Origin of the sequence: Pseudomonas sp. HR96 (assembly GCF_034059295.1) — a bacterium.
In the GTDB taxonomy this organism is placed as follows: Bacteria; Pseudomonadota; Gammaproteobacteria; order Pseudomonadales; family Pseudomonadaceae; genus Aquipseudomonas.
In genome coordinates this window covers 3,627,248-3,647,845 of the sequence record NZ_CP139141.1, presented here as the reverse complement: position 1 = coordinate 3,647,845, position 20,598 = coordinate 3,627,248, and the positions used below count along the sequence as shown (strand labels likewise).

Here is a 20,598-nt window from a genome sequence, read left to right as displayed (position 1 = left end):
CAGATCGAAGCGGCCGTGCGGTCTCCAAGCGGCTTGCGGCACTCAGCCCTGCGACCAACCCCCACCCAAGGCCACCACCAAGCCGGCGCTGGCTTGCAGGCGGCGGGTCTGCACGTCCTGCAGCAGGCGCTGGGCCTGCAAGGCGGCGGTTTGCGCCGTGACCACATCCAGATAATTCACCGCCCCGGCCTGATAGCTGTTCATCGCCAGGGTCTGGCTTTGCGTGGCGGCATCCACGGCCGCCTGTTGGTCGGCCGCTTCGCGTTCCAGGTCACGCAGTTGCGAGAGGTTGTCCTCGACCTCGCGCACCGCTTTCAACACCTGGCCGCGGTAATGCGCGCTGGCTTCGTCGAATTCGGCCAGGGCCTGATGCCTTGCGCCTTCCAGGCGGCCGCCGGTGAAGATCGGCAGGTTGATCAGCGGGCCGATGGCCCACAGCCGGTTGCCGGCCGACAGCAGGTTGCCGGCGCCCTCGGTCTGGCCCCCGAGCATGCCGCTGAGGCTGAAATCCGGGTAGAACGCCGCGCGCGCCACGCCGATGTTGGCGTTGGCGGCGAACACCCTGCGTTCGGCGGCGGCGATGTCCGGGCGGCGTTGCAGTAGGGTGCTCGGCAGTTCGGCGGGCACGCTGGGCACTTCGAGCGGCTGGTCGAGCACGGCGAGGCGGAAGGTCGAGGCCGGCTCGCCGACCAGCTCGCCGATGGCGTGCTCGGTCAGGTGGCGCTGGGCACTGACATCGTCCAGCTGCGCCTGGGCCTGGGCCAGTTGGCTTTGTGCGCGGGTCAGATCCAGTTCGCTGGAGATCTGCCCCTGGTAACGGTCGCGGGTCAGGTTCAGGGCCTGGGTGTAGGCGTCCAGCGAGTTTTTCAGGATGCGCTGTTGAGCGTCCAGGCCGTTCAATTGCAGATACAGCCCGGTCAATTGCTTCTGCAGGCTCAGGCGGGCGACTTCCAGGTCGTCGCCCGACGCTTGTGCCTGGGCGTCGCCGGCGGCCGACTGGTTGCGCAGACGGCCCCACAGGTCGAGGTCGAAGTCAAGGTTCAGCCCCACCGTGTTGCTGTTGTACACCGACGGCTGGGTGTCGCCGCGCAGCGGGCGGTTGTCCGACTGGCGCTGGCGCACGCTGTTGCCGCTGGCGGTGAGCAGCGGCAGCTCGTTGCCATGCAATTGGCTGGCATAGGCCTGCGCCGCGTCGTAGTGCGCCAGCGCTGCGGCGAGGTCCGGGTTGGCCTTGCTCAGGCGCTGTTGCAGCGCGTTCAGGCGCGGGTCGTGGTAGAGCGTCCACCAGTTCTGCGGCAATTTGTCCGCAGGCGCTGCGGCCTGCCACGGGCCGCCCTGGTTGAAGTGGTCGGGCAGGGCGATAGGCGGCGTCTTGTAGGTAGGCGCCAGGGAGCAGCCTTGCAGGCCGAGCAACAGCAGGCTCAAGGTGGCGGGCAGGGCCAGGCGAGCCAATACCGGGCGATCAGGCTTTAGGCGCATGCGCGTCTCCTGCTTGGGCCAGTTTCACCGGGTCGCCTTCGCGCAACGCGTCGGGCGGGTTGTCGATCACCTGGTCGCTGACCTTGAGGCCCTGGTCGATGAACAGGGTCGCGCCCAGGTCCATGCCGATGTGAATGTCGCGCAGGTGCACGTGCTTCTGGGCGTCGATCACCGCCACCTGGGTGCCCTGGGCGCGGAAGATCAAGGCGCTGGAAGGAATGCTCACGCCCTGGGCACCCGCCGGAATCGACAGGGTCGCTTCGGCATAGTCGCCGGGCATCAGGGTGTCGTTGGGGTTCTCGACGATGAACTGGGCGAGCAGGGTGCCGGAGCGGCCGTCGATCGCGGTGGAGTTGCCCGCCAGCTTGCCCTCGTAGTGTTTGCCCGGGTGTTCGGGCACCGTCAGCTGCACGCTCATGCCGGGGTGGATGACGCTGGCGTAGTTCTGCGGCACCGGCACGTACAGGCGCAGCTGGTGAGTGTCGGCAACGGTGAACAGCTCGGTGGCCGAGCCGCTGTCGGCCTTGATCAACTGGCCGACGTCGGTGTTGCGCGCCGTCACCGTGCCGGCGAACGGCGCGCGCAGGGTCTTGTAGTGGCTCAGGTCGAGCAGCCGGCCGTAGTCGGCCTGGGCGGCCTCGACGGTGGCGCGCGCGGCGGCGGCGTTGGCCATCTTTTCGTCGACCTCCTGGCGCGACACCGAGTGGCCGTTGAGCAGGTTCTGCCAGCGCGTGGCGCTGGTTTCGGCCAGGCGCGCGTCGGCTTGCTGCTGCACCAGCCGGGCATGGGCCTGGGCCAATTGCTGGTCAAGGTCGGGGCTGTCGATCTCGGCCAGCACCTGGCCGGCGTCGACGTGGGTGCCGATGTCGGTCTTCCAGTCTTTGAGGTAGCCGCTGACCCGGGCGTTGATCGCCGCCTCGCTCCAGGCCTGCAAGTGCGCAGGCAGGGTGAGGATGCCGGCTTTGGAATCGGTGCTGGGCTGGAACACGCTGACGATCGGCGTGGCCTGGGCTTCGGTCCAGTGCGCCACGGCGTGGGCTTCGCGGCTGCGCACCGTTAGGCCGGTGGCGACCAGTACCGCGGCCAGGGTGAGCCCGCTGACGCCCAGCAGCATGAGGCGCTTGCGCGACACAGGGCGTTGCCCGGTGGGGAGGGTTTCAGAGGACATGGTTTTCTTCCAGGGAGTGAGCGGAGGTGCTTGCTTGCTTGCGGCCGTGCACGAGGCTGAAGACCACGGGCACGAACAACAGGGTGGCGGTGGTGGCGAGGATCAACCCGCCGATCACCGCGCGGCCCAGCGGCGCGTTCTGTTCATGGGAGATGGCCAGTGGCAGCATGCCGATGATCATCGCCAGGGCGGTCATGCACACCGGGCGAAAGCGCGTGTAGCCGGCCTCCAGCGCCGAGCGCAGGGCGTCGCCGTGCTCGGCCAGGCGCTCGCGGCAGAAGCTCACCACCAGGATCGAGTTGGCGGTCGCCACGCCCATGCACAGGATCGCGCCGGTAAGCGCCGGCACCGACAGCGAGGTGCCGGACAGGAACAGCATCCAGACGATCCCGGCCAGCGCCGCCGGCAGGGCGGTGATGATCACGAACGGGTCGAGCCAGGACTGGAAGTTGACCACGATCAGCAGGTAGATCAACACCACCGCGCCAAGCAGGCCGAACGACAGGCCGCTGAAGGCTTCGTGCAGGGCGTCGATCTGCCCGTGCAGGCTGATCAGCGCGCCTTTGGGCCGCAGGCTGGCGGTGTCGTCGATGGCTTTCTGGATGTCCTTGGCCACCGAGCCGAGGTCGCGGCCTTGCACGGCGGCATAGATGTCCAGGGTCGGGGTGATGTTGTAGTGGCTGACCACGGCGGGGGTCTGCACGCGATGGAAGGTGGCGATACCGCCGAGTACTTCGGACTGGCCGTCGCTGCCGGTGACGGGCAATGCTTCGAGTTCCGGCAGGCTGTCCAGACGGTACTGCGGGGTGGCGGCGACGATGTTGTAGCTCACGCCGTTGGCCGGGTTGAGCCAGAAGGTCGGGGCTACCTGCGAGCTCCCCGCCAGCGAAGCGACCATGCTGTTGGTCACGTCGCGTTCGGTGATGCCCAGGCCGGCCGCGCGTTCGCGGTCGACGTCGACGCGCAGGGTCGGGTAGCCCGGCGGCTGTTGCAGGCGCAGGTCGGCCACGCCGGCGACGTGCTGCAGGCGGCGCATCAGTTCGGCGACATAGGCGCGGTTGGCGGCATCGTTGGGGCCGGAGACCTTGACGTCGAGGGGCGCCGGCGCGCCGAAGTTGAGGATCTGCGTGCTGATGTCGGCCGGCAGGAAGGCGAAGGTGGTGCCGGGGAAGGACTGCGGCAGCACTTCGCGCAGGCGCTTGACGTAGTCGGCGGTCGGCGCGTGGTCGGCCTTGAGCGCGACCTGGATGTCGCCGTCCTCCGGGCCGACGGTACCGCTGGCGCTGTAGGCCATGTCGATCCCGCTCAGGGGGATGCCGATGTTGTCGATCACGGTGTCCAGCTCGTTGGGCGGGACGATCTCGCGAATGCGCGACTCGATGCGGTCGAACGCTGCCGCGCTCTCCTCGATGCGCGTGCCCAGCGGCAGGCGCACGTGGATCGACATGGCGCCGGAATCGGTGTCCGGGAAGAAGTCTTCGCCCAGGCTCGGCACCAGCGCGAACGAGGCGATGACGCAGGCGAGAAAGCCGATCAGAAAGCGTTTGCGGTGCGCCAGGGCCAGGGTCAGCAAGCCGTGATAGACGTCGCGAACTGCGTCGAACTTGCCTTCGAAACCGCGTTGAAAGCGGATCAGGCCGCGCGCCACGGCGTTATGTTTGGGCCGGTGCTGGTCGCCCTGGTGATGGTTGAGCAGCGGGTTTTCCGGGTGAGTGCCCGGGCCGCCTTCGACCACATGCGGCTTGAGCAGGAACATTGCCAGGGTCGGCACCAGCGTCCGCGACAACAGGAACGAGCTGGCCATGGCGAAAATCACCGCCAAGGCCATGGGCCGGAACAGGTAGCCGGCAATGCCGTCGAGCATGAACATCGGCACGAACACGATGCAGATGCACAGCAGGGAGACGAACGCCGGGCCGACGATCTGCCTGGCGCCGTCGAGGATCGCCTCCTTGACCTGCTTGCCTTGCTCCAGGTGCCAGTTGATGTTCTCGATGGTCACCGTGGCGTCGTCGACCAGGATCCCCACGGCCAGCGCCAGGCCGCCGAGGGTCATGACGTTGAGGGTCTGGCCGGTCAGCGAGAGCAGGGTGATCGCGCTGAGCACCGCCAACGGGATCGATGCGGCGATGATGAGGGTCGAGCGCCAGCTGCCGAGAAACAGCAGGATCATCACGCTGGTCAGCAACGCGGCGATGATGCCCTCACGGGCGACGCTGCCCACCGACTCCTTGACGAACACCGAGGCGTCGCCGAGGAACGAGGTCTTCAGGCTCGGCGGCAGGGTTTCGTCGATGCGCGGGAACAGGTTGCGCACGTTGTTGACGATGTCGATGGTCGACAGGTTGCCGTTCTTCATCGCCGGCATCATCACTGCGCGGCGGCCGTCGACTCGCACGATGTTGGTCTGGGGTGGCGAGCCGTCGCGCACGTGGGCAACCTGGCCGATGGTGATCACCGCGCCGTTGACCGTCTTGATCGGCAGGTTGTTGAGCTGGTCGACCACCTCGGGGCTGTTGTTGAGCAGGATGGTGTATTCGTCGGTGCCCAGCTTGGCGGTGCCCACCGGAATGATCTGGTCCTGGGCGGCCAGCGCGTTGCCGACGTCCTGGGCCGACAGGCCCTTGGCGGCCAGCGCCTGCGGGTCGAGGTCCAGGGTGATCTGGCGCTGCTTGCCGCCCATGGGCGTGGGCAACGACAGGCCGGCCACCGAGGTCAGTGGCAGGCGGATATTGTTGGTCACCAGGTCGCGGATCTTCGCTTCCGACAGGGTCGGGCTGGAGAACGCCATCTGCAGGATCGGCACCGTCGAGGCGCTGTAGTTGAGGATCAGCGGCGGCGTGATGCCCGGTGGCATCTGCTTGAGCACGGTCTGCGACAGCGCCGTCACCTGGGCGTTGGCGGTGCGGATGTCGACGCCCGGCTGGAAGAAGATCTTGACGATGCCCATGCCCGGCAGCGACTGCGACTCGATGTGTTCGATGTCGTTGACCGTAGTGCTCAGCGAGCGCTCGTAGGTGTAGATCACCCGCCCGGCCATGTCGTTGGGCGACAGACCGGCGTACTGCCAGACCACGGCGACGACGGGTATGCCGATATTGGGAAAGACGTCGGTGGGGGTCTTCACCGCCGCCATGGGGCCGACGATGCAGATGAATATCGCCAGCACGATGAACGTGTACGGCTTGAGCAATGCGGTCTTTACCAGCCCGAGCATGCAGTGTTCTCCAGTAGGGGGTGTACGGACAGGAGTTGCGGATGCTGGGCAGTCTTGCCAAACGCGCCTAACACGGGCCTTTCGGCCAGGTGAAAGAAGTTTTAGCGCGAAGGTTACCTTTCCTTCATGTGGCTTCATTGGTACGCGTGGAGGTGGCGGCGCAACCTTGTTGCATGCCTCGGGGGAGGGCTCCCTGCGCAGGCCATTCAATTGTTCGAGGTGAGCGTCATGAAATCCACAACCCTTCTTCTGGCCCCGCTGCTGGCGGGTGTCTGTCTGCTGTCGGCCTGCGCCGGGCCCATGCCCAAGGCTGATCCGAGCGAGGCCTGGATCGGCCTGCGCGACGACAATCAGGATGTGGTGCTGGCCGAGCGCGTCGATGGCAAGAACATCAACGATGGGCGCTTCTTCGAGGTCAAGCCGGGCCGGCATGACCTTGAGGTGATGGTCTACGACGAGCGCACCAACGACGACACCCAGACCTGCCAGGCCGATATCAGCTATCAAGGCTTCAAGGCCGGCCAGCACTACCGCGTGGTCGAGAGCAACCTGGGCAACAGCCTCAGCGCGACCTTGCAGGACGGCCAGGGCAGGGTCCTGGCCCATGCCGGTCCGATGGACTGCATGCCGGGCTGATGACTGTTTCTTTCGACGAATCCGGACGGCGTGTGCCGACGGTTACTGCACCCTTGATGAGGTACTGCCCCCATGCAATCCAGATCATTCCTGCTGCTGCCCCTGCTCGGCGCTGTCTGCCTGTTGTCCGCCTGTGCCGGTCCCGTGCCCAAGGCGGACCCCAGCGAGGCCTGGATCGGCCTGCGTGACGATGTTCAGAGCGTGGTGCTGGCCGAGGCGGTGGATGGCAAGAAGGTCGAGGACGGTCGCTATTTCGAAGTCAAGCCGGGCGGCCATGACCTGGCCGTGACCGCCTATGACGACGGCGGCCCGAACGCCGCTGAAACCTGCACTGCCGACATCAAGTACAGCGGCTTCAAGGCCGGGCATCACTACCGCCTGGTGGAGAGCAGCCTGGGCGAAGACTTCTCGGCGAAACTGGTGAACCAGCAGGGCAAGACCGTGGCCTCGACTTCGGACTTTAATTGCATTGATGGGTGATTGAATCTCAAGACCGGCCTGGCGGCCTCTCGGGGTCTGCGCCCCCTCCCACGATCTTGCACGGTCAGTCGTTGCCAAGCCAGGCGCGCCTCATGTGGGAGGGGGCAGAGCCCCCGAGAGGCCGCAAGGCCGGTTTGGCCTAGATCAAAAGATCGGGGTCTGCGCCCCCTCCCACATTGGATTTGCGGCAGTCCAGTTTGGCCTAGATCAACAGATCGGGGTCTTCGCCCCCTCCCACGATCTTGCACAGTCAGTCGTTGCCAAGCCAGGCGCGGCTCATGTGGGAGGGGCAGAGCCCCCGAGAGGCCGCAAGGGCGGTTTGGCCTAGATCAAAAGATCGGAGTCTTCGCCCCCTCCCACGATCTAGCACGGTCACTCGTTGCCAAGCCAGGCGCGGCTCATGTGGGAGGGGGCAGAGCCCCCGAGAGGCCGCAAGGCGGTTTGGCCTAGATCAAAAGATCGGGGTCTTCGCCCCCTCCCACAATCGCGCACGGTCAGTCGTTGCCAAGCCAGGCGCGGCTCATGTGGGACGGGGCAGAGCCCCCGAGAGGCCGCCAGGGCGGTTTGGCCTAGATCAGAAGATCGGGGTCTTCGCCCCCTCCCACGATCTTGCACGGTCAGTCGTTGCCAAGCCAGGCGCGGCTCATGTGGGAGGAGGCAGAGCCCCCGAGAGGCCGCCAGGCCGGTTTGATCTTGCTCGCGCCCCGCGCGATGTCCAATACCGCTCCTTCAAGCCTCCAGCAAATCCTCGATCCTGACCGGCAGCTTGCGAATCGTCACCCCTGTGGCATGCCGTACCGCATCGGTGATCGCCGCAGCTACCCCGGCCAGGCCGATTTCGCCGATCCCCCGCGCACCCAGCGGGTTCAGCGCCATGTCCGGATAATCGAGGAAGGTGATGTCCACGCTGGGTGCATCGGCGTGGGTGGTGACGATGTAGTCGGCCAGGTTGCTGTTGACCGGCGCGCCGCTGCGGCTGTCGTACTCGATGGCCTCGAACAGCGCCATGCCGACGCCCATGATGATCGCGCCCTCGATCTGGTTGCGCCCGGTGCGGGCGTTGATGACCTTGCCGGCATCGATCACGGTGACCACGCGGTTGACCCGCAGGCGGGCCATTTCCGGCTGCCACACCACCTCGACGAAATGCGCGCCGTAGGAATGCAGCGAGACCTTTTTCGCCGCCTCGGCGCTGCCCTCGGCCTTGCCCTGGCCGCTGACGTGATTGATCCGCGCCGCTTGCAGCAGGTCGCCAACCGCCACGCCGCTGTCGGCCGGTGAGTCTTTGAGGTGGATGCGCATGGCCGTGAATTGCAGGTCATCGGCCTGCTTGCCGGCGAACGCTGGGTGATGCTGGGCGGCGGCCTGCACGGCCTGATCCATGGCCGCCCGGGTGGCTTGCTGTACCGCAGGCACCAAGGAGCCGGTGGCCATCGAGCCGCCGGACATCGGCCCCGGCGGCAGGTTGCTGTCGCCAAGCACCACATCGATCCGCTCCAGCGGCAGGCCGGTCAGCTGCGCAACCATCTGCGCCACCACCGTGTAGGTGCCGGTGCCGATGTCCTGGGTCCCGGAGGACACGCGCGCACGGCCGTCATTGGTCAGCTGCACCGCGGCTTCGGCAGGCAGCGCCTTGGCCTGCCATGAACAACAGGCCATCCCCCAGCCGACGATATCGCCGGCTTCGTTGCGCATCGAGCCAGGACGCTTGTCGCGGCGCGCCCAGCCAAAGCGCGCAGCGCCGGCATTCAGGCACTCGGTCAGGTGCCGTGAAGAAAACGGCTGGTTGGTGCTTTCGTCGTGATCCGGCTGATTGACCAGGCGCAGTTGCAGCGGGTCCATGTCCAGGCTGACCGCCAGTTCGTTCATCGCCGATTCCAGCGCATACAGCCCCGGCACCGCACCGGGCCCGCGCATTGAAGTCGGCGGGGCAATGTCGCGGCGGGCGAAGGACCAGGCCGCGCGCAGGTTCGGTGTGCTGTAGAGAAAGCCCGTGGCCTCGCCGCAGTTTTCCTTGTAGGTGTCCAGCCGCGCGTTGTGGAACAGGTAATCCTGTTGCACGCAGCTGAGCTTGCCGCCAGCGTCGCTGCCCAGGCGGATACGCTGCTGGGTGTTGGTGCGGTGGCCGACGGTCTGGAACATCATCTGCCGGTCGACCACCAGCTTGACCGGGCGGTTGAGCTCGCGGGCGCTGGCGGCGGCCAGCAGCGAGTGGGTCCAGGGCCACAGCTTGCCGCCAAAGCCGGAACCGAGAAACTCGGTGATGACCCGCACCTGCTCCGGGGCCACGCCAAGCATCTGCGCGCTGACCAGCCGATGGTTCATGATCGCCTGCGAGGTCTCGTAGAGGGTGAACTCACGGCCGTTCCACAGCGCCACCGTGGCGTGCAGCTCGATCGGATTATGCGCGTGGGGCGGGGTGGTGTAGGTCTGGTCGACCTTGACCCGCGCGGCGGCGAACGCCTTGTCGACGTCTCCGCGCTCGGTGTCGACTTTCTGCGGCTCCTCGGCGCTGAGCAGCAGGTCGACGTTGGGCTTGTCGGCGGCGTAACTGACCTTCACTGCAGCGGCGCCGGCCAGCGCCTGTTCATAGGTGTTGGCCACCACCACGGCGACATACTGGCCGTAGTAGGTGATGCGATCATCGCTCAGGGGCGGGCGGCCTTCATCGGTCTTGCCGCCGCCGCTCTTGCGGAACAGCTGCTTGTCGAAGTTGCCCGCATGGTACACGGCGACCACACCGGGAATGCGCTCGGCCTGGCTGGCGTCCAGCGCAGTGATGTGCCCTGTGGCAATGGTCGCAGTGACCGGTACCGCATAGGCCAGGTTGGGAAAGTTGTGATCGGAGGTGTAGAGCGCCGCGCCGCTGACCTTTTTCGGGCCGTCGATGCGCGGGTAACCGAAACCGATGACATTGTCGGGGGTCGGCTTGGACTGGGCTGCTGTGGATTGCGCCATGGTGGATGCTCCCGGCAGTGATCAGGCGAGTTGCGCGACCGAGGTCAACGCGTGGGTCAGGCAACGCTTGGCCAGTTCGACCTTGAAGGCGTTCTCGGGATGCGGCTGGGCGTGTTGCAGCGCCGCTTGCGCCGCGGCTTTCCAGGTGGCCGGGGTGGCCGGCGCGCCGGTCAGCACCTGTTCGGCCTCCACCGAGCGCCAGGGCTTGGTGCCGACGCCTCCGAGCGCCACACGTGCGGCTCGGATCTGGCCATTGTCGATCTGCAACACCACGGCGGCCGAAGCCAGGGCGAATTCATAGGAAGCGCGATCGCGCAGCTTGAGGTAGGCCGAACGACTGCCGGGCAGTGGTGGCGGCAGGGTGATGTGGGTGATCAGGTCACCGGGCTGCAGCACGTTCTCTTTGTCCGGGGTGTCGCCCGGCAGCAGGTAGAACTGGGTGATCGGTACTGCCCGCGCCCCGTTCTTGCCATGGATGTGCACAGTGGCGTCCAGCGCGGTGAGGGCGACGTTCATGTCCGATGGATTGGTGGCGATGCAGTGCTCGCTGGTGCCGAGAATCGCCAAGGTGCGATGGACACCTTCCAGGGCCGCGCAGCCGGAACCTGGTTGGCGCTTGTTGCAGGCACTGACATTGTCGCGAAAGTAGGTGCAGCGGGTGCGCTGCAGCAGGTTGCCGCCCGTGGTGGCCATGTTGCGCAACTGCGCCGAGGCGCCGGACAGCAGCGCCTGCGACAGCACTGGGTAGTCCTGCGCCAGGCGCGCGTTGTGGGCCATGTCGCTGTTGCGCACCAGGGCGCCGACTTTCAGGCCGCCGTCGGCCGCAGGGCCAATGTCGGCCAGCGGCAGGTGATTGATGTCCACCAGGCGGGCCGGGGCTTCGACCCCCAGTTTCATCAGGTCGGTAAGGGTGGTGCCGCCGGCGATGAAGCGCACGTCGGCACCCTGCTGGGCGGTGTTGGCGGCGGCGGCGAAACGGGCGGCCTGTTCGACATTGCTGGCGCGGTTGAAGGTAAAGGTCTGCATGAGCTGGCTCCAGGGCGTGCCGTCAGGCTTTGCGGGTCTGCTGGATGGCGGCAAGGATGTTCGAGTAGGCACCGCAGCGGCAGATATTGCCGCTCATGGCCTCCTTGACCTCGGCGTCGCTGCCGCCGCAAGGTTCCTTGGCCAGGGCCACGGCGGACATGATCTGCCCGGAGGTGCAATAGCCGCATTGGTAGGCGTCATGCTCGACGAAGGCGGCCTGCATCGGGTGCAGGTTGGCCGGGTTGCCAAGGCCCTCGATGGTGGTGATCTCGTCGCCTTCGTGCATCAACGCGAAACTCAGGCAGGAATTGACCCGTCGGCCATTGACGTGCACGGTGCAGGCGCCGCACTGGCCATGGTCGCAGCCTTTCTTGGTGCCGGTCAGCTGCACCCGCTCGCGCAGGGCATCGAGCAGGGTGGTGCGCGGGTCGACCTGCAGGGTCATGGGCTTGCCGTTGATCTTCAGGCGCACCGATTGCGCGCCGGGTTCGACCTCGACAGGCGCCTCGGCCGCGCTGGCCGCCAGGGCGGCGCTGGCCATTCCGCCGCCCAGGGCAGCGGCAGTGCCGCCGACACCGATGGCTTGCAGCATCGAACGGCGCGACAGGGCGATATTGGGAATCAGTGTGGACGGGTCTTCGGGTTTTTTCGACACGAGCGGGATCTCCATCAGGACGGTTGCATCGTGCGTCTCTGCGGACGCTGACGGGTCGGGGCTCTGGGCTATGCCTGGCAGCCGGTGGCGTTCAGGCAAAGTGGCAGGGGGCAGGCCGGGGGTCTCTAGATTGGTCCGCACGGGGGCGGCAGGGTTCCATGAAGCTTGCTCAGAGCAGATGAACGAACTCCACGCGCAGCTGGCGGCCCTCGACGTGCAGCAGTGCCACGCTGATCGGCAACTTGAAGCGGCGCGGGCCGGCGCTGCCGGGGTTGACGAAGAGCACGCCGTGGCGCCGTTGTTCGAGCGGTTTGTGGGAATGGCCGGTGATGACGACGTCGGTGCCCGGTGGCAGGATTTCGGGCACGTCGGCCAGCTCATGGGTGACGTACAGACCCATCTCGCCAAGCCTGAGGTGCTGCTCGACGGCAACGCCCGGCCAGTGCTCCTGCGGGTCGTTGTTGCCGCGCACCACGGTCAGCGGCGCCAGCTCGCGCAGGGCCTCGAGGATGTGCGGCTTGCCAATGTCGCCGGCATGCACCAGATGGTCACAGCCGCGCAGGGCGTCGAGTGCCTCGGGCCGCAGGAGGCCGTGGGTGTCGGAGATCAGGCCGATTTTCATGAAAGTCCTCTAGAGTTGGCGGCGCCGCTGAAAAATCGCGGGCTATGCCCGCTCCCACGTTTGACAGCGTCTGGCCGGGGAGGGGTTCGGTTTCGATGCAACGAACGCCGCTCGTCGCACTCTTAACCTCAGACTATAAGCCAAGGGGTGTTTGACGATCATGGCGAAACCGGACAAGGAATACATTCAATGGCTGGTCGACCAGTCGATGCTCAACGCTGCCAAGCAGCGCGCCAAGCTCTATGCCGGGCAGGCGCGCTTGTGGCAGCGGCCCTATGCGCAGTCGCGCCCACGGGACGCTTCGGCGATTGCCTCGGTGTGGTTCACTGCCTATCCGGCCTCCATCGTCACTCGCCCCGGCGAGTCGGTGTTGCAGGCACTGGGGGATGAGACGCTGTGGCACGCGCTGTCGGAAGTGGGCATCCAGGGCATCCACAACGGCCCGCTCAAGTTGTCCGGTGGGCTGCGCGGGCGTGAACGCACGCCCAGCGTGGACGGTAACTTCGACCGCATGAGCTTCGATATCGACCCGGACCTGGGCAGCGAAACCGAGATGCTCAACCTGTCGCGCATCGCTGCGGCGCACAACGCCGTGGTGATCGACGACGCGATTCCGTCGCACACCGGCAAGGGCGCGGACTTCCGCCTGGCCGAGCTCGGCTACGAGGATTACCCCGGGCTGTTCCACATGGTCGAGATCAAGGAAGAGGACTGGCCGCTGTTGCCTGAGGTCGCTGAAGGCCGCGACGCGCGCAACCTGCCGCCCGAGGTGGTCGACCAGCTCAAGGACAAGCACTACATCGTCGGCCAGCTGCAGCGGGTGATCTTCTTCGAGCCCGGCGTCAAGGAGACCGACTGGAGCGTGACCCCGGTCATCGAAGGGGTCGACGGCAAGCTGCGCCGCTGGGTCTACCTGCACTACTTCAAGGAAGGTCAGCCGTCATTGAACTGGCTCGACCCGACCTTCAACGCCCAGCAGATGATCATCGGCGACGCCCTGCATTCGATCGACATCATGGGCGCGCGCATCCTGCGCCTGGACGCCAACGGCTTTCTCGGCGTCGAACGACGTGCCGAGGGCCCGGCGTGGTCGGAGAGCCACCCGCTGTCGGTTGTCGGCAATCAGCTGCTCGGCGGCGCGATCCGCAAGGCCGGCGGCTTCAGCTTCCAGGAACTGAACCTGACCATCGACGACATCGCCTCGATGTCCCATGGCGGCGCCGACCTGTCCTACGACTTCATCACCCGGCCGGCCTACCAGCACGCCTTGCTCACCGGGCGCACCGAGTTCCTGCGCATGATGCTGCGCCAGGTGCACACCTTTGGCATCGACCCGGCTTCGTTGATTCATGCCCTGCAGAACCATGACGAGCTGACCCTGGAGCTGGTGCACTTCTGGACCCTGCACGCCCACGACCAGTACCTGTACAAGGGCCAGACCTTCCCCGGCAACATCCTGCGCGAGCACATCCGCGAGGAGATGTACGAGCGCCTGGCCGGCGAGCACGCCCCGTACAACCTCAAGTTCGTCACCAACGGCGTCTCCTGCACCACCGCCAGCATCATCACGGCGGCCCTGGGCATTCGCGACCTGGAGGCGATCACCGAGGCCGACATCAAGCAAATCCAGCACATCCACTTGCTGCTGGTGATGTACAACGCCATGCAGCCGGGGGTGTTCGCCTTGTCCGGCTGGGACCTGGTGGGGGCGCTGACGCTGCCGGCCGAGCAGGTCGCGCATCTGATGGGCGACGGCGATACCCGCTGGATTCACCGTGGTGCCTACGACCTGGCCGAGCTCGACCCCGAGGCCGAGCACTCGGCCGGCGGCATGCCCAGGCCCAAGAGCCTATACGGCAGCCTGGTCAGCCAGCTGCAACGCAGCGACTCCTTCGCCAGCCAGCTGAAGAAGATCCTTGCCGTGCGCCGCGCCTACGACATCGCCGCCAGCCGGCAGATCCTGATTCCCGACGTCGAACACCCGGCGCTGCTGATCATGGTGCACGAGCTTCCTGCCGGCAAAGGCACGCAGATCACCGCGCTGAACTTCGGCAACGAGGCGCTGGTGGAGACCCTCAACCTGCCCGGCATCGCGCCGGGCCCGGTGGTCGATATCATCAACGAGCGGGTCGAGGGCGACCTCACCGAGGACGGCCATTTCACCATCAGCTTGGATCCCTACGAGGGGCTGTGCCTGCGGGTGGTCAGCGCGTCGCCGCCGATCTGATCGGCGGTCTCGCCGGTGCCGCCCAGGCACTGGCGGAACAGCTGGATCAAGGGCTGCCGGTGCTGGGCATGGCGCAGCACCAGCACCAGCTCGCGATGAAAGGTCAGTGGCCCCAGTTCCAGCACCCGCACCCGCGCCGGCTGCTGCAACCACAAGCCGGCGCGGGGGATCAGTGAAACGCCCAGGCCCGCAGCTACCATGCGCACGATCGCATCCAGTTCATCGAGCTCCAGCCCGGCGCGGGCTTCGATGCGCTGTTCGCGCAAAAAGTTGCTGACCAGCCGGCCGCCGAAAGAGTGGCGGTCGTAGCGCACCAGCGGCTGGTCGCGCAGCAGTTGCAGGGGGTCGTCGCCGGGCAGGTCGAGCGGGCAGATCAGCACGAAGGGCTCCTGGGCCAGCAGCTCGACGCGCAGCTCCTTGGGCACGGCAAACGGCGGGCGGATCATGATCGCCAGGTCCAGTTCGCCCGCGTCCACCGCACTGAGCAGGTTCAAAGACACTCCCGGCACCAGTTTGGTCTGCACCTGCGGCGCGGTTTCGCGCAGGTGCACCAGGGCTGCAGGCAGCATGCCGGTCTGGGCGCTGGCGATGGCGCCCAGGGTCAGGCTGCCGTGGTAGCCGTCCGGTTGCTCGGGGGTACACAGGCGCTCGTAGATCTGCAGGATCTCGGTCGCCATGCGCACCGCGCGCTGGCCGGCCGCGTTGAGGGTGGCGGTGCGTCCGGTGCGTTCGAACAGTGGCGTGCCCACGGCTTGCTCCAGGCTGCGCATCTGCGCGCTGACCGCCGACTGGGTCAAGCCGACGCGGTTGCCGGCAGCGACAAAGGTGCCCAGCTGGGCCACGCTCAACAGGGTTTTCATTTCACGGATCATGGGGTCGCCAATCAATGAATAATTTTATTGCTCGGGCGAAAATATATCCGTTTTACGCAAAAGATACCTTGGCTCAATATCTGCGCCACCCTTACCCAACCCGCACTGGACCTCCTATGAGCCTTTCGCCCTTTCACCTCGCTATCCCTGTTCACGACTTGGCCGCTGCCCGGCGCTTCTACGGCGAGGTGTTCAACCTGCCCGAAGGCCGCTCCAGCGAGCACTGGGTGGATTTCGATTTCTACGGGCACCAGTTGGTGATTCACGAGCATCCGCAGACCGACTCCCAGGCCCACGCTGGCACCAATGCGGTGGACGGTCATGACGTACCCGTGCCGCACTTCGGCATCATCCTGCACTGGGAGCAGTGGGAGGCGCTGGCCGAGCGCCTGCAACGGCTGGGCACGCGCTTTGTCATCGAACCCTATATCCGCTTCAAGGGCCAGGTCGGCGAGCAGGCCACCATGTTTCTCTATGACCCCTGCGGCAACGCGCTGGAGTTCAAGGCCTTCAAGGACATGAGCCAGCTGTTCGCCAAGTGAACAGCGCCCACAACTGATCGGCCGATTGCTGCTATAAAGCCTGTGCAAATCCTAGAGCCCTACAAAAATGACAAGCACAGGAGTTCAGCATGCGTCCGATTCGTCTGGGACTGGTAGGTTACGGGAAGATCGCGCAAGACCAACATGTGCCGGCGATCCGTGCCAATTCGGCGTTCGAGCTGCTGGCCGTGGCCACCTTGGGCGAGCCTTGCCCTGGGGTGGAAAATTTCCGCTCGCTGGCCGAGATGCTCGAGCAGGGGCCGACACTGGATGCCGTGGCGTTCTGCACGCCCCCGCAGGGCCGTTACGCCCAGGTCAGCCAGGCGCTGATTGCAGGCAAGCATGTGCTGGTCGAGAAACCGCCTTGCGCTACTTTGGGCGAGGCCATGGCGCTGGTCGAGCAGGCACGTGAGCAGGGCGTCAGTTGCCTGTTCGCCTGGCACTCGCGCTTCGCCCCCGGGGTGGAAGCGGCCCGCGACTGGCTGGCCGAGCGCGAACTGGACAGCGTCAAGGTCGACTGGAAGGAAGACGTGCGCAAATGGCACCCCGGACAGCAGTGGATCTGGCAGCCGGGGGGGCTCGGGGTATTCGACCCGGGCATCAATGCGCTGTCGATCCTGAGTTACCTGTTGCCCGAGAGCCTGTTCGTCGAGGCCGCCGCGCTGCGTTTCCCTGCCAACCGCCAGGCGCCGATTGCGGCCGATGTGCAGATGACCGACAGCAACGGCTTGAACGTGCGCGCCGAGTTCGACTGGGACCATGGCCAGGAAGAACTCTGGCAGATCGAGATCAAGGCCCAGGGCGACGTGCTGCGCCTGGAGCAAGGCGGGGCGCTGCTCAGTGTCGATGGCGTGGCCCAGCCGGTGGCTCCGGAAGGGGAGTATGCGGCGGTGTATCGGCACTTCCAGCGGTTGGTCAGGGATGGGGCAAGCGATGTCGACCTGCAGCCATTGCGCATTGTGGCTGACAGTTTTTTTGTGGGGGGCAGGGAAGTGGTGGGGGCTTTCGAGGATTAGGCCGCACAAAGCAAAAACTCGGGGACTTTGCCCCCTCTCACATTGATCGTGGGAGGGGGCAAAGCCCCCGGGCTTTTATAAGTCAGGCTATGGCTTATTTGCCACCACCACCTGAACCGCCACCACCCGCTGCGCCGCCGCTGCCACCCGCGCCGCCACCGGTGCCGCTGCCGCCTGCACCGCTGCCACTGGAGCCGCTGATGCTGCTGCCGCTGGTGGTGCTGCCGGCGCCGGTGCCCATGTTGCCGCCACCAGTGGCGCTGGAACTGGTGCCGTTCACGGTGGAGCCGCTGTTGGCGTTGCTCATTTCACCCTTGGTGCCAGGTTGCATGCTGTCAGGGGCGGCAGTGCCGGCGAAGCTCGCCAGCGAGGTCGCTGCCAGCAGGCCCGACAGGGCCAATACCGTCAGTTTGTGCTTGATCATGGTACGTCTCCAATGGATGGGTCGTTACCTGATATTGGTGTGTTGGGGCGCTCAGGCAGTGCCCATGGCCCGACGAACGGCCATGAGCCTGTGGAATGAGTCTATTGGGAGACTTTATTGGAACGGAATCCGCGTGGCGGCCTTCTCCAGCAACGCCCGGTTGCGCGCGGACAGGCCGACCAACTCCAGACGCTTGCCGGCCTTCTGATAGCGCTCGCTCAGGGTCTCCAGCGCGGCAATCGCCGAATGGTCCATCACGTGCAGGGCGCGGCAATCGACCACCACCTGCGCGGGGTCCTGCTGGGCATCGAACAGCGCCTGAAAGCGCGTGGTCGAGGCGAAGAACAGTGTGCCGTGGGGGCTGTAGGTCTTGACCCCGTCAGGGTCGGTGGCGCTGTCGCTACGCAGGTCCAGGGCATGCTGCCAGGCAAAGGCCAGCGCGGCGATGACGATGCCACACAGCACCGCCGTGGCCAGGTCGGTGCACACGGTGACCAGGGTCACGGCGACAATCACCAGGGCGTCGGTCAGCGGCACCTTGCCCAGCACCCGCAAGGATCCCCAGGCAAAGGTCTGCTGGGCGACCACGAACATCACCCCGGCCAGCGCCGCCAGCGGAATGCGCTCGATCATGGGCGACAGGAACAGAATGAACAGCAGGATCATCACCCCGCTGACCACCCCGGACAGCCGTCCGCGCCCGCCGGAGCTGAGATTGATCACGGTCTGGCCGATCATGGCGCAGCCGCCCATGCCGCCGAACAACCCCGACAGGATATTCGCCGCACCCAGCGCCATGCACTCGCGGTTGGGCTGGCCACGGGTCTCGGTGATTTCGTCGGTGAGGTTGAAGGTCAACAGGGTTTCCAGCAGGCCGACCATGGCCATCAAGGCGGCGTAGGGCAGGATGATCTGCAGGGTTTGCAGGGTCAGCGGCACCTGGGGCAGGTGCAGGGTCGGCAGGTTGCCGGCGATGGCCGCCATGTCGGCCAGGGTGCGCGTGGGCAGGTCGAGCCAGGCCACCAGCAGGCTGACGCCGACGATCGCTACCAGCGCCGCCGGCACCGCGCGGGTCAGGCGCGGCAGGACGTAGACGATCAGCATGGTCAGCAGCACCAGGCCGAGCATGACCCACAAGGCCGAGCCGCGCAGCCAGGCGCCCTGGGCGTCGTGGAAGTGCTCCAGCTGCGACCAGGCAATGATGATCGCCAGGCCGTTGACGAAGCCGAGCATCACCGGGTGCGGCACCATGCGCACCAGCTTGCCCAGGCGCAGCAGGCCGAAGAGCAGCATGATCAGCCCGCCCAGCACCGTGGTCGCCAGCAGGTACTGCACGCCGTGCTGCACCACCAGGGCGACGATGACCACCGCCATGGAGCCCGCAGCGCCGGAGATCATCGCCGGGCGGCCGCCGAACAGAGCGGTCAGGGTGCAGATGATGAAGGCACCGTACAGCCCCATCAGCGGGTTGAGCTGGGCCACCAGGGCGAAGGCGATGCATTCGGGCACCAGGGCGAACGAGGAGGTCAGCCCGGCCAGCACGTTGCTGCGGATCTGCGGGAGGGACAGGGAAAGAGACATGCGTTGGATCAACTTCGATAGCCAGCTAAGGGCCAGCATCTTATCAGGATGTGCCAGCGGCGGCGTAAAGGAAGTGGCAAGCGGCCCCAGGATGTTGCCAATCAGTCAGCACACAACCTGAACGCTCGGGCCCTGGCAGGGTCATCCCTTAGGACCGACCTGGTCCTCACTGCCATTCAACGGAGCACAACCATGAGCCTGTTTTCAGCCATTCTGGAGAAACTCGGCATCGGCCCCCACACCGATGCGTCCGCCCAGCCAGCCCCCGCGCCGACAACGCCCACCGCCGATGCGCCGAGCGCCGGGGCTCCAGCCAGCAGCGCTACGCAGGCCGTCAGCAGCGTCGATGTCGCCGCCAAGCTTGACGGCCTGGCCAGCAATAACCCCGAGAAACTGAACTGGCGCACCTCGATTGTCGACCTGCTCAAGCTGCTCGGCCTCGACAGCGGCCTGACCAAGCGCCAGGAGCTGGCCAAGGAACTGAAATACAGCGGTTCGACCGAGGATTCGGCCAGCATGAACATCTGGCTGCACAAGGAAGTGCTGCGCAAGATCGCTGAAAATGGCGGCGAGCTGCCAGCTGACCTGCACTGACAGCACGCCGCAGTTTCACTCGAAACCGACCACCTCATGGGGAATGTAGGGCGCCTGCAGGCGTTGTACTTCCTCATCGGTCAGATCCAGCTCCAATGCCGCCACCGCGTCGGTCAGGTGCGACGGCTTGGAAGCTCCCACCAATGGCGCGGTGACGCCCGGCGCCTGGCGCACCCACGCCAGTGCCACCTGCGCCTTGGGTACCCCGCGCTCGGCCGCGATCTGCGCTACCGCTTCCACTACCTGGCGGTCGGCGTCAGCCGTGCGCGCCTGGTACAAGGTCTTGCCGTAGTCGTCGGTCTGGGTACGCTCGCTGGTTTCGTCCCAGGCGCGGGTCAGCCGGCCGCGGGCCAGCGGGCTCCACGGCAGCACGGCGATGCCGGCGTCGCGGCACAGCGGCAGCATGTCGCGTTCCTCTTCGCGGTTGAGCAGGTTGAGGTGGTTCTGCATGCTGACGAAGCGTGTCCAGCCGTTGCGCTCGGCGGTGTGCAGGGCCTTGGCGAACTGCCAGGCGTGCATCGATGAAGCGCCGATGTGCAGGGCCTTGCCGGCCTTGACCACGTCGTGGAGCGCCTCGAGGGTTTCCTCGATAGGCGTTTCGTAGTCCCACCGGTGAATCTGATACAGGTCGACGTAGTCGGTGCCAAGGCGCCGCAGGCTGTTGTCGATCTCGTGGAAGATCGCCTTGCGCGACAGGCCGCCGTTGTTCGGCGCGTCGCGGAACTTGAAGTAGACCTTGGTGGCGATGACGATCTCGTCGCGGCGGGCGAAATCCCGCAGCGCGCGGCCAACGATTTCCTCGGAGGTGCCGTCCGAGTAGCTGTTGGCCGTGTCGAAAAAGTTGATGCCCAGCTCCACCGCCTGACGAATCAGCGGCCGGCTGCTGTCTTCGTCGAGCGTCCAGGGGTGCTTGCCGCGGTCGGGAATGCCGTAGGTCATGCAGCCCAGGGCGATGGGCGAGATCTTCAGGCCGGTGCGGCCCAGGTTGACGTATTTCATGAAATGCCTCCTTCGCGTGCATGCATTGCCGGAGCAGAATAGTCGTTGATCGACATACCACTGGCAACGCCGCATACATGAAGGTTCAGCGGCGATGACCGG

General features: G+C 66.1%; 17 protein-coding genes. 6 read left to right on the top strand and 11 right to left on the bottom strand.

All coding sequences use genetic code 11. The features are described 5' to 3' along the window. Positions 1-42 precede the first annotated feature (42 nt). Genes SFA35_RS16315 through SFA35_RS16305 form a run of 3 tightly spaced genes read right to left on the bottom strand, consistent with a single transcriptional unit; the run spans position 43 to position 5,864 of the window. Positions 43-1,479, bottom strand: a complete 1,437-nt coding sequence (locus SFA35_RS16315; RefSeq protein WP_320571578.1) for an efflux transporter outer membrane subunit — start codon at positions 1,477-1,479, stop codon at positions 43-45. Then, positions 1,463-2,647 (bottom strand): efflux RND transporter periplasmic adaptor subunit, encoded by a 1,185-nt coding sequence (locus SFA35_RS16310; protein ID WP_320571577.1) that lies wholly within the window; start codon positions 2,645-2,647, stop codon positions 1,463-1,465. The genes SFA35_RS16315 and SFA35_RS16310 overlap by 17 nt, the downstream gene beginning before the upstream one ends. After that, the gene (locus tag SFA35_RS16305; protein WP_320571576.1) at positions 2,637-5,864 is read right to left on the bottom strand and encodes an efflux RND transporter permease subunit; all 3,228 of its coding nucleotides are present in this window, start codon (positions 5,862-5,864) and stop codon (positions 2,637-2,639) included. Before SFA35_RS16305 ends, SFA35_RS16310 begins: the two co-directional genes overlap by 11 nt. Before the next feature lie 228 nt (positions 5,865-6,092). Here SFA35_RS16305 and SFA35_RS16300 point away from each other — a divergent pair, with 228 nt between their 5' ends. Both SFA35_RS16300 and SFA35_RS16295 read left to right on the top strand, forming a co-directional pair. Further along, on the top strand, positions 6,093-6,500 hold the full coding sequence (locus tag SFA35_RS16300; RefSeq protein ID WP_320571575.1) for a hypothetical protein: 408 nt from the start codon (positions 6,093-6,095) through the stop codon (positions 6,498-6,500). A 72-nt stretch (positions 6,501-6,572) separates the two neighbouring features. Beyond that, a complete protein-coding gene (locus SFA35_RS16295) occupies positions 6,573-6,980 on the top strand; it encodes a hypothetical protein (protein ID WP_320571574.1) in 408 nt (135 codons plus the stop codon). Positions 6,981-7,709: 729 nt separating this feature from the next. Here SFA35_RS16295 and SFA35_RS16290 read toward each other — a convergent pair. From SFA35_RS16290 to SFA35_RS16275, 4 genes are all read right to left on the bottom strand, one after another. Beyond that, on the bottom strand, positions 7,710-9,938 hold the full coding sequence (locus SFA35_RS16290; RefSeq protein ID WP_320571573.1) for a xanthine dehydrogenase family protein molybdopterin-binding subunit: 2,229 nt from the start codon (positions 9,936-9,938) through the stop codon (positions 7,710-7,712). A 21-nt stretch (positions 9,939-9,959) separates the two neighbouring features. Beyond that, positions 9,960-10,964 carry a xanthine dehydrogenase family protein subunit M gene (locus tag SFA35_RS16285; RefSeq protein WP_320571572.1) on the bottom strand — a complete coding sequence of 335 codons (1,005 nt, stop codon included), beginning with the start codon at positions 10,962-10,964 and terminating at the stop codon, positions 9,960-9,962. 22 nt (positions 10,965-10,986) lie between these two features. Next, on the bottom strand, positions 10,987-11,634 hold the full coding sequence (locus tag SFA35_RS16280; RefSeq protein ID WP_414058409.1) for a (2Fe-2S)-binding protein: 648 nt from the start codon (positions 11,632-11,634) through the stop codon (positions 10,987-10,989). Between the two features lie 154 nt (positions 11,635-11,788). Next, positions 11,789-12,241: a metallophosphoesterase family protein gene (locus SFA35_RS16275; protein ID WP_320571571.1), complete on the bottom strand. Its 453-nt coding sequence runs from the start codon at positions 12,239-12,241 to the stop codon at positions 11,789-11,791. 160 nt (positions 12,242-12,401) lie between these two features. Between SFA35_RS16275 and treS the strand changes: the two genes are divergently transcribed. Further along, positions 12,402-14,468, top strand: a complete 2,067-nt coding sequence (gene treS, locus SFA35_RS16270; protein ID WP_320571570.1) for a maltose alpha-D-glucosyltransferase — start codon at positions 12,402-12,404, stop codon at positions 14,466-14,468. Here treS and SFA35_RS16265 read toward each other — a convergent pair. Continuing rightward, entirely contained in the window at positions 14,420-15,340 is a 921-nt protein-coding gene (locus tag SFA35_RS16265; RefSeq protein ID WP_320571569.1) for a LysR family transcriptional regulator, read from the bottom strand. The two genes, treS and SFA35_RS16265, sit on opposite strands and share 49 nt — an antisense overlap. A 116-nt stretch (positions 15,341-15,456) precedes the next feature. On the opposite strand from SFA35_RS16265, the gene SFA35_RS16260 reads away from it, so the two are divergent. Together SFA35_RS16260 and SFA35_RS16255 are read left to right on the top strand one after the other, a co-directional pair. Continuing rightward, positions 15,457-15,882 carry a VOC family protein gene (locus tag SFA35_RS16260; RefSeq protein ID WP_320571568.1) on the top strand — a complete coding sequence of 142 codons (426 nt, stop codon included), beginning with the start codon at positions 15,457-15,459 and terminating at the stop codon, positions 15,880-15,882. An 89-nt stretch (positions 15,883-15,971) separates the two neighbouring features. Continuing rightward, positions 15,972-16,898, top strand: coding sequence for a Gfo/Idh/MocA family oxidoreductase (locus SFA35_RS16255; RefSeq protein ID WP_320571567.1), 927 nt, complete (start codon positions 15,972-15,974; stop codon positions 16,896-16,898). Positions 16,899-16,992: 94 nt separating this feature from the next. Here the strand turns inward: SFA35_RS16255 and SFA35_RS16250 are convergent, their stop codons facing one another. Both SFA35_RS16250 and SFA35_RS16245 read right to left on the bottom strand, forming a co-directional pair. Further along, positions 16,993-17,322 (bottom strand): hypothetical protein, encoded by a 330-nt coding sequence (locus SFA35_RS16250; protein ID WP_320571566.1) that lies wholly within the window; start codon positions 17,320-17,322, stop codon positions 16,993-16,995. A gap of 114 nt (positions 17,323-17,436) precedes the next feature. Next, positions 17,437-18,903 (bottom strand): SulP family inorganic anion transporter, encoded by a 1,467-nt coding sequence (locus SFA35_RS16245; RefSeq protein ID WP_414058408.1) that lies wholly within the window; start codon positions 18,901-18,903, stop codon positions 17,437-17,439. A gap of 192 nt (positions 18,904-19,095) precedes the next feature. On the opposite strand from SFA35_RS16245, the gene SFA35_RS16240 reads away from it, so the two are divergent. After that, positions 19,096-19,497: a DUF3597 domain-containing protein gene (locus SFA35_RS16240; RefSeq protein ID WP_320571565.1), complete on the top strand. Its 402-nt coding sequence runs from the start codon at positions 19,096-19,098 to the stop codon at positions 19,495-19,497. Between the two features lie 15 nt (positions 19,498-19,512). Here SFA35_RS16240 and SFA35_RS16235 read toward each other — a convergent pair whose 3' ends face one another. Then, positions 19,513-20,496 carry an aldo/keto reductase gene (locus SFA35_RS16235; RefSeq protein WP_320571564.1) on the bottom strand — a complete coding sequence of 328 codons (984 nt, stop codon included), beginning with the start codon at positions 20,494-20,496 and terminating at the stop codon, positions 19,513-19,515. Positions 20,497-20,598 lie beyond the last annotated feature (102 nt).

Coding starts and splice junctions, on each gene's coding strand:
- treS (WP_320571570.1), top strand. CDS start 12,402: ATGGCGAAACCGGACAAGGAATACATTCAATGGCTGGTCGACCAGTCG.
- SFA35_RS16255 (WP_320571567.1), top strand. CDS start 15,972: ATGCGTCCGATTCGTCTGGGACTGGTAGGTTACGGGAAGATCGCGCAA.
- SFA35_RS16295 (WP_320571574.1), top strand. CDS start 6,573: ATGCAATCCAGATCATTCCTGCTGCTGCCCCTGCTCGGCGCTGTCTGC.
- SFA35_RS16285 (WP_320571572.1), bottom strand. CDS start 10,964: ATGCAGACCTTTACCTTCAACCGCGCCAGCAATGTCGAACAGGCCGCC.
- SFA35_RS16240 (WP_320571565.1), top strand. CDS start 19,096: ATGAGCCTGTTTTCAGCCATTCTGGAGAAACTCGGCATCGGCCCCCAC.
- SFA35_RS16275 (WP_320571571.1), bottom strand. CDS start 12,241: ATGAAAATCGGCCTGATCTCCGACACCCACGGCCTCCTGCGGCCCGAG.
- SFA35_RS16265 (WP_320571569.1), bottom strand. CDS start 15,340: ATGATCCGTGAAATGAAAACCCTGTTGAGCGTGGCCCAGCTGGGCACC.
- SFA35_RS16310 (WP_320571577.1), bottom strand. CDS start 2,647: ATGTCCTCTGAAACCCTCCCCACCGGGCAACGCCCTGTGTCGCGCAAG.
- SFA35_RS16300 (WP_320571575.1), top strand. CDS start 6,093: ATGAAATCCACAACCCTTCTTCTGGCCCCGCTGCTGGCGGGTGTCTGT.
- SFA35_RS16245 (WP_414058408.1), bottom strand. CDS start 18,903: ATGTCTCTTTCCCTGTCCCTCCCGCAGATCCGCAGCAACGTGCTGGCC.
- SFA35_RS16315 (WP_320571578.1), bottom strand. CDS start 1,479: ATGCGCCTAAAGCCTGATCGCCCGGTATTGGCTCGCCTGGCCCTGCCC.
- SFA35_RS16280 (WP_414058409.1), bottom strand. CDS start 11,634: ATGGAGATCCCGCTCGTGTCGAAAAAACCCGAAGACCCGTCCACACTG.
- SFA35_RS16305 (WP_320571576.1), bottom strand. CDS start 5,864: ATGCTCGGGCTGGTAAAGACCGCATTGCTCAAGCCGTACACGTTCATC.
- SFA35_RS16260 (WP_320571568.1), top strand. CDS start 15,457: ATGAGCCTTTCGCCCTTTCACCTCGCTATCCCTGTTCACGACTTGGCC.
- SFA35_RS16250 (WP_320571566.1), bottom strand. CDS start 17,322: ATGATCAAGCACAAACTGACGGTATTGGCCCTGTCGGGCCTGCTGGCA.
- SFA35_RS16290 (WP_320571573.1), bottom strand. CDS start 9,938: ATGGCGCAATCCACAGCAGCCCAGTCCAAGCCGACCCCCGACAATGTC.
- SFA35_RS16235 (WP_320571564.1), bottom strand. CDS start 20,496: ATGAAATACGTCAACCTGGGCCGCACCGGCCTGAAGATCTCGCCCATC.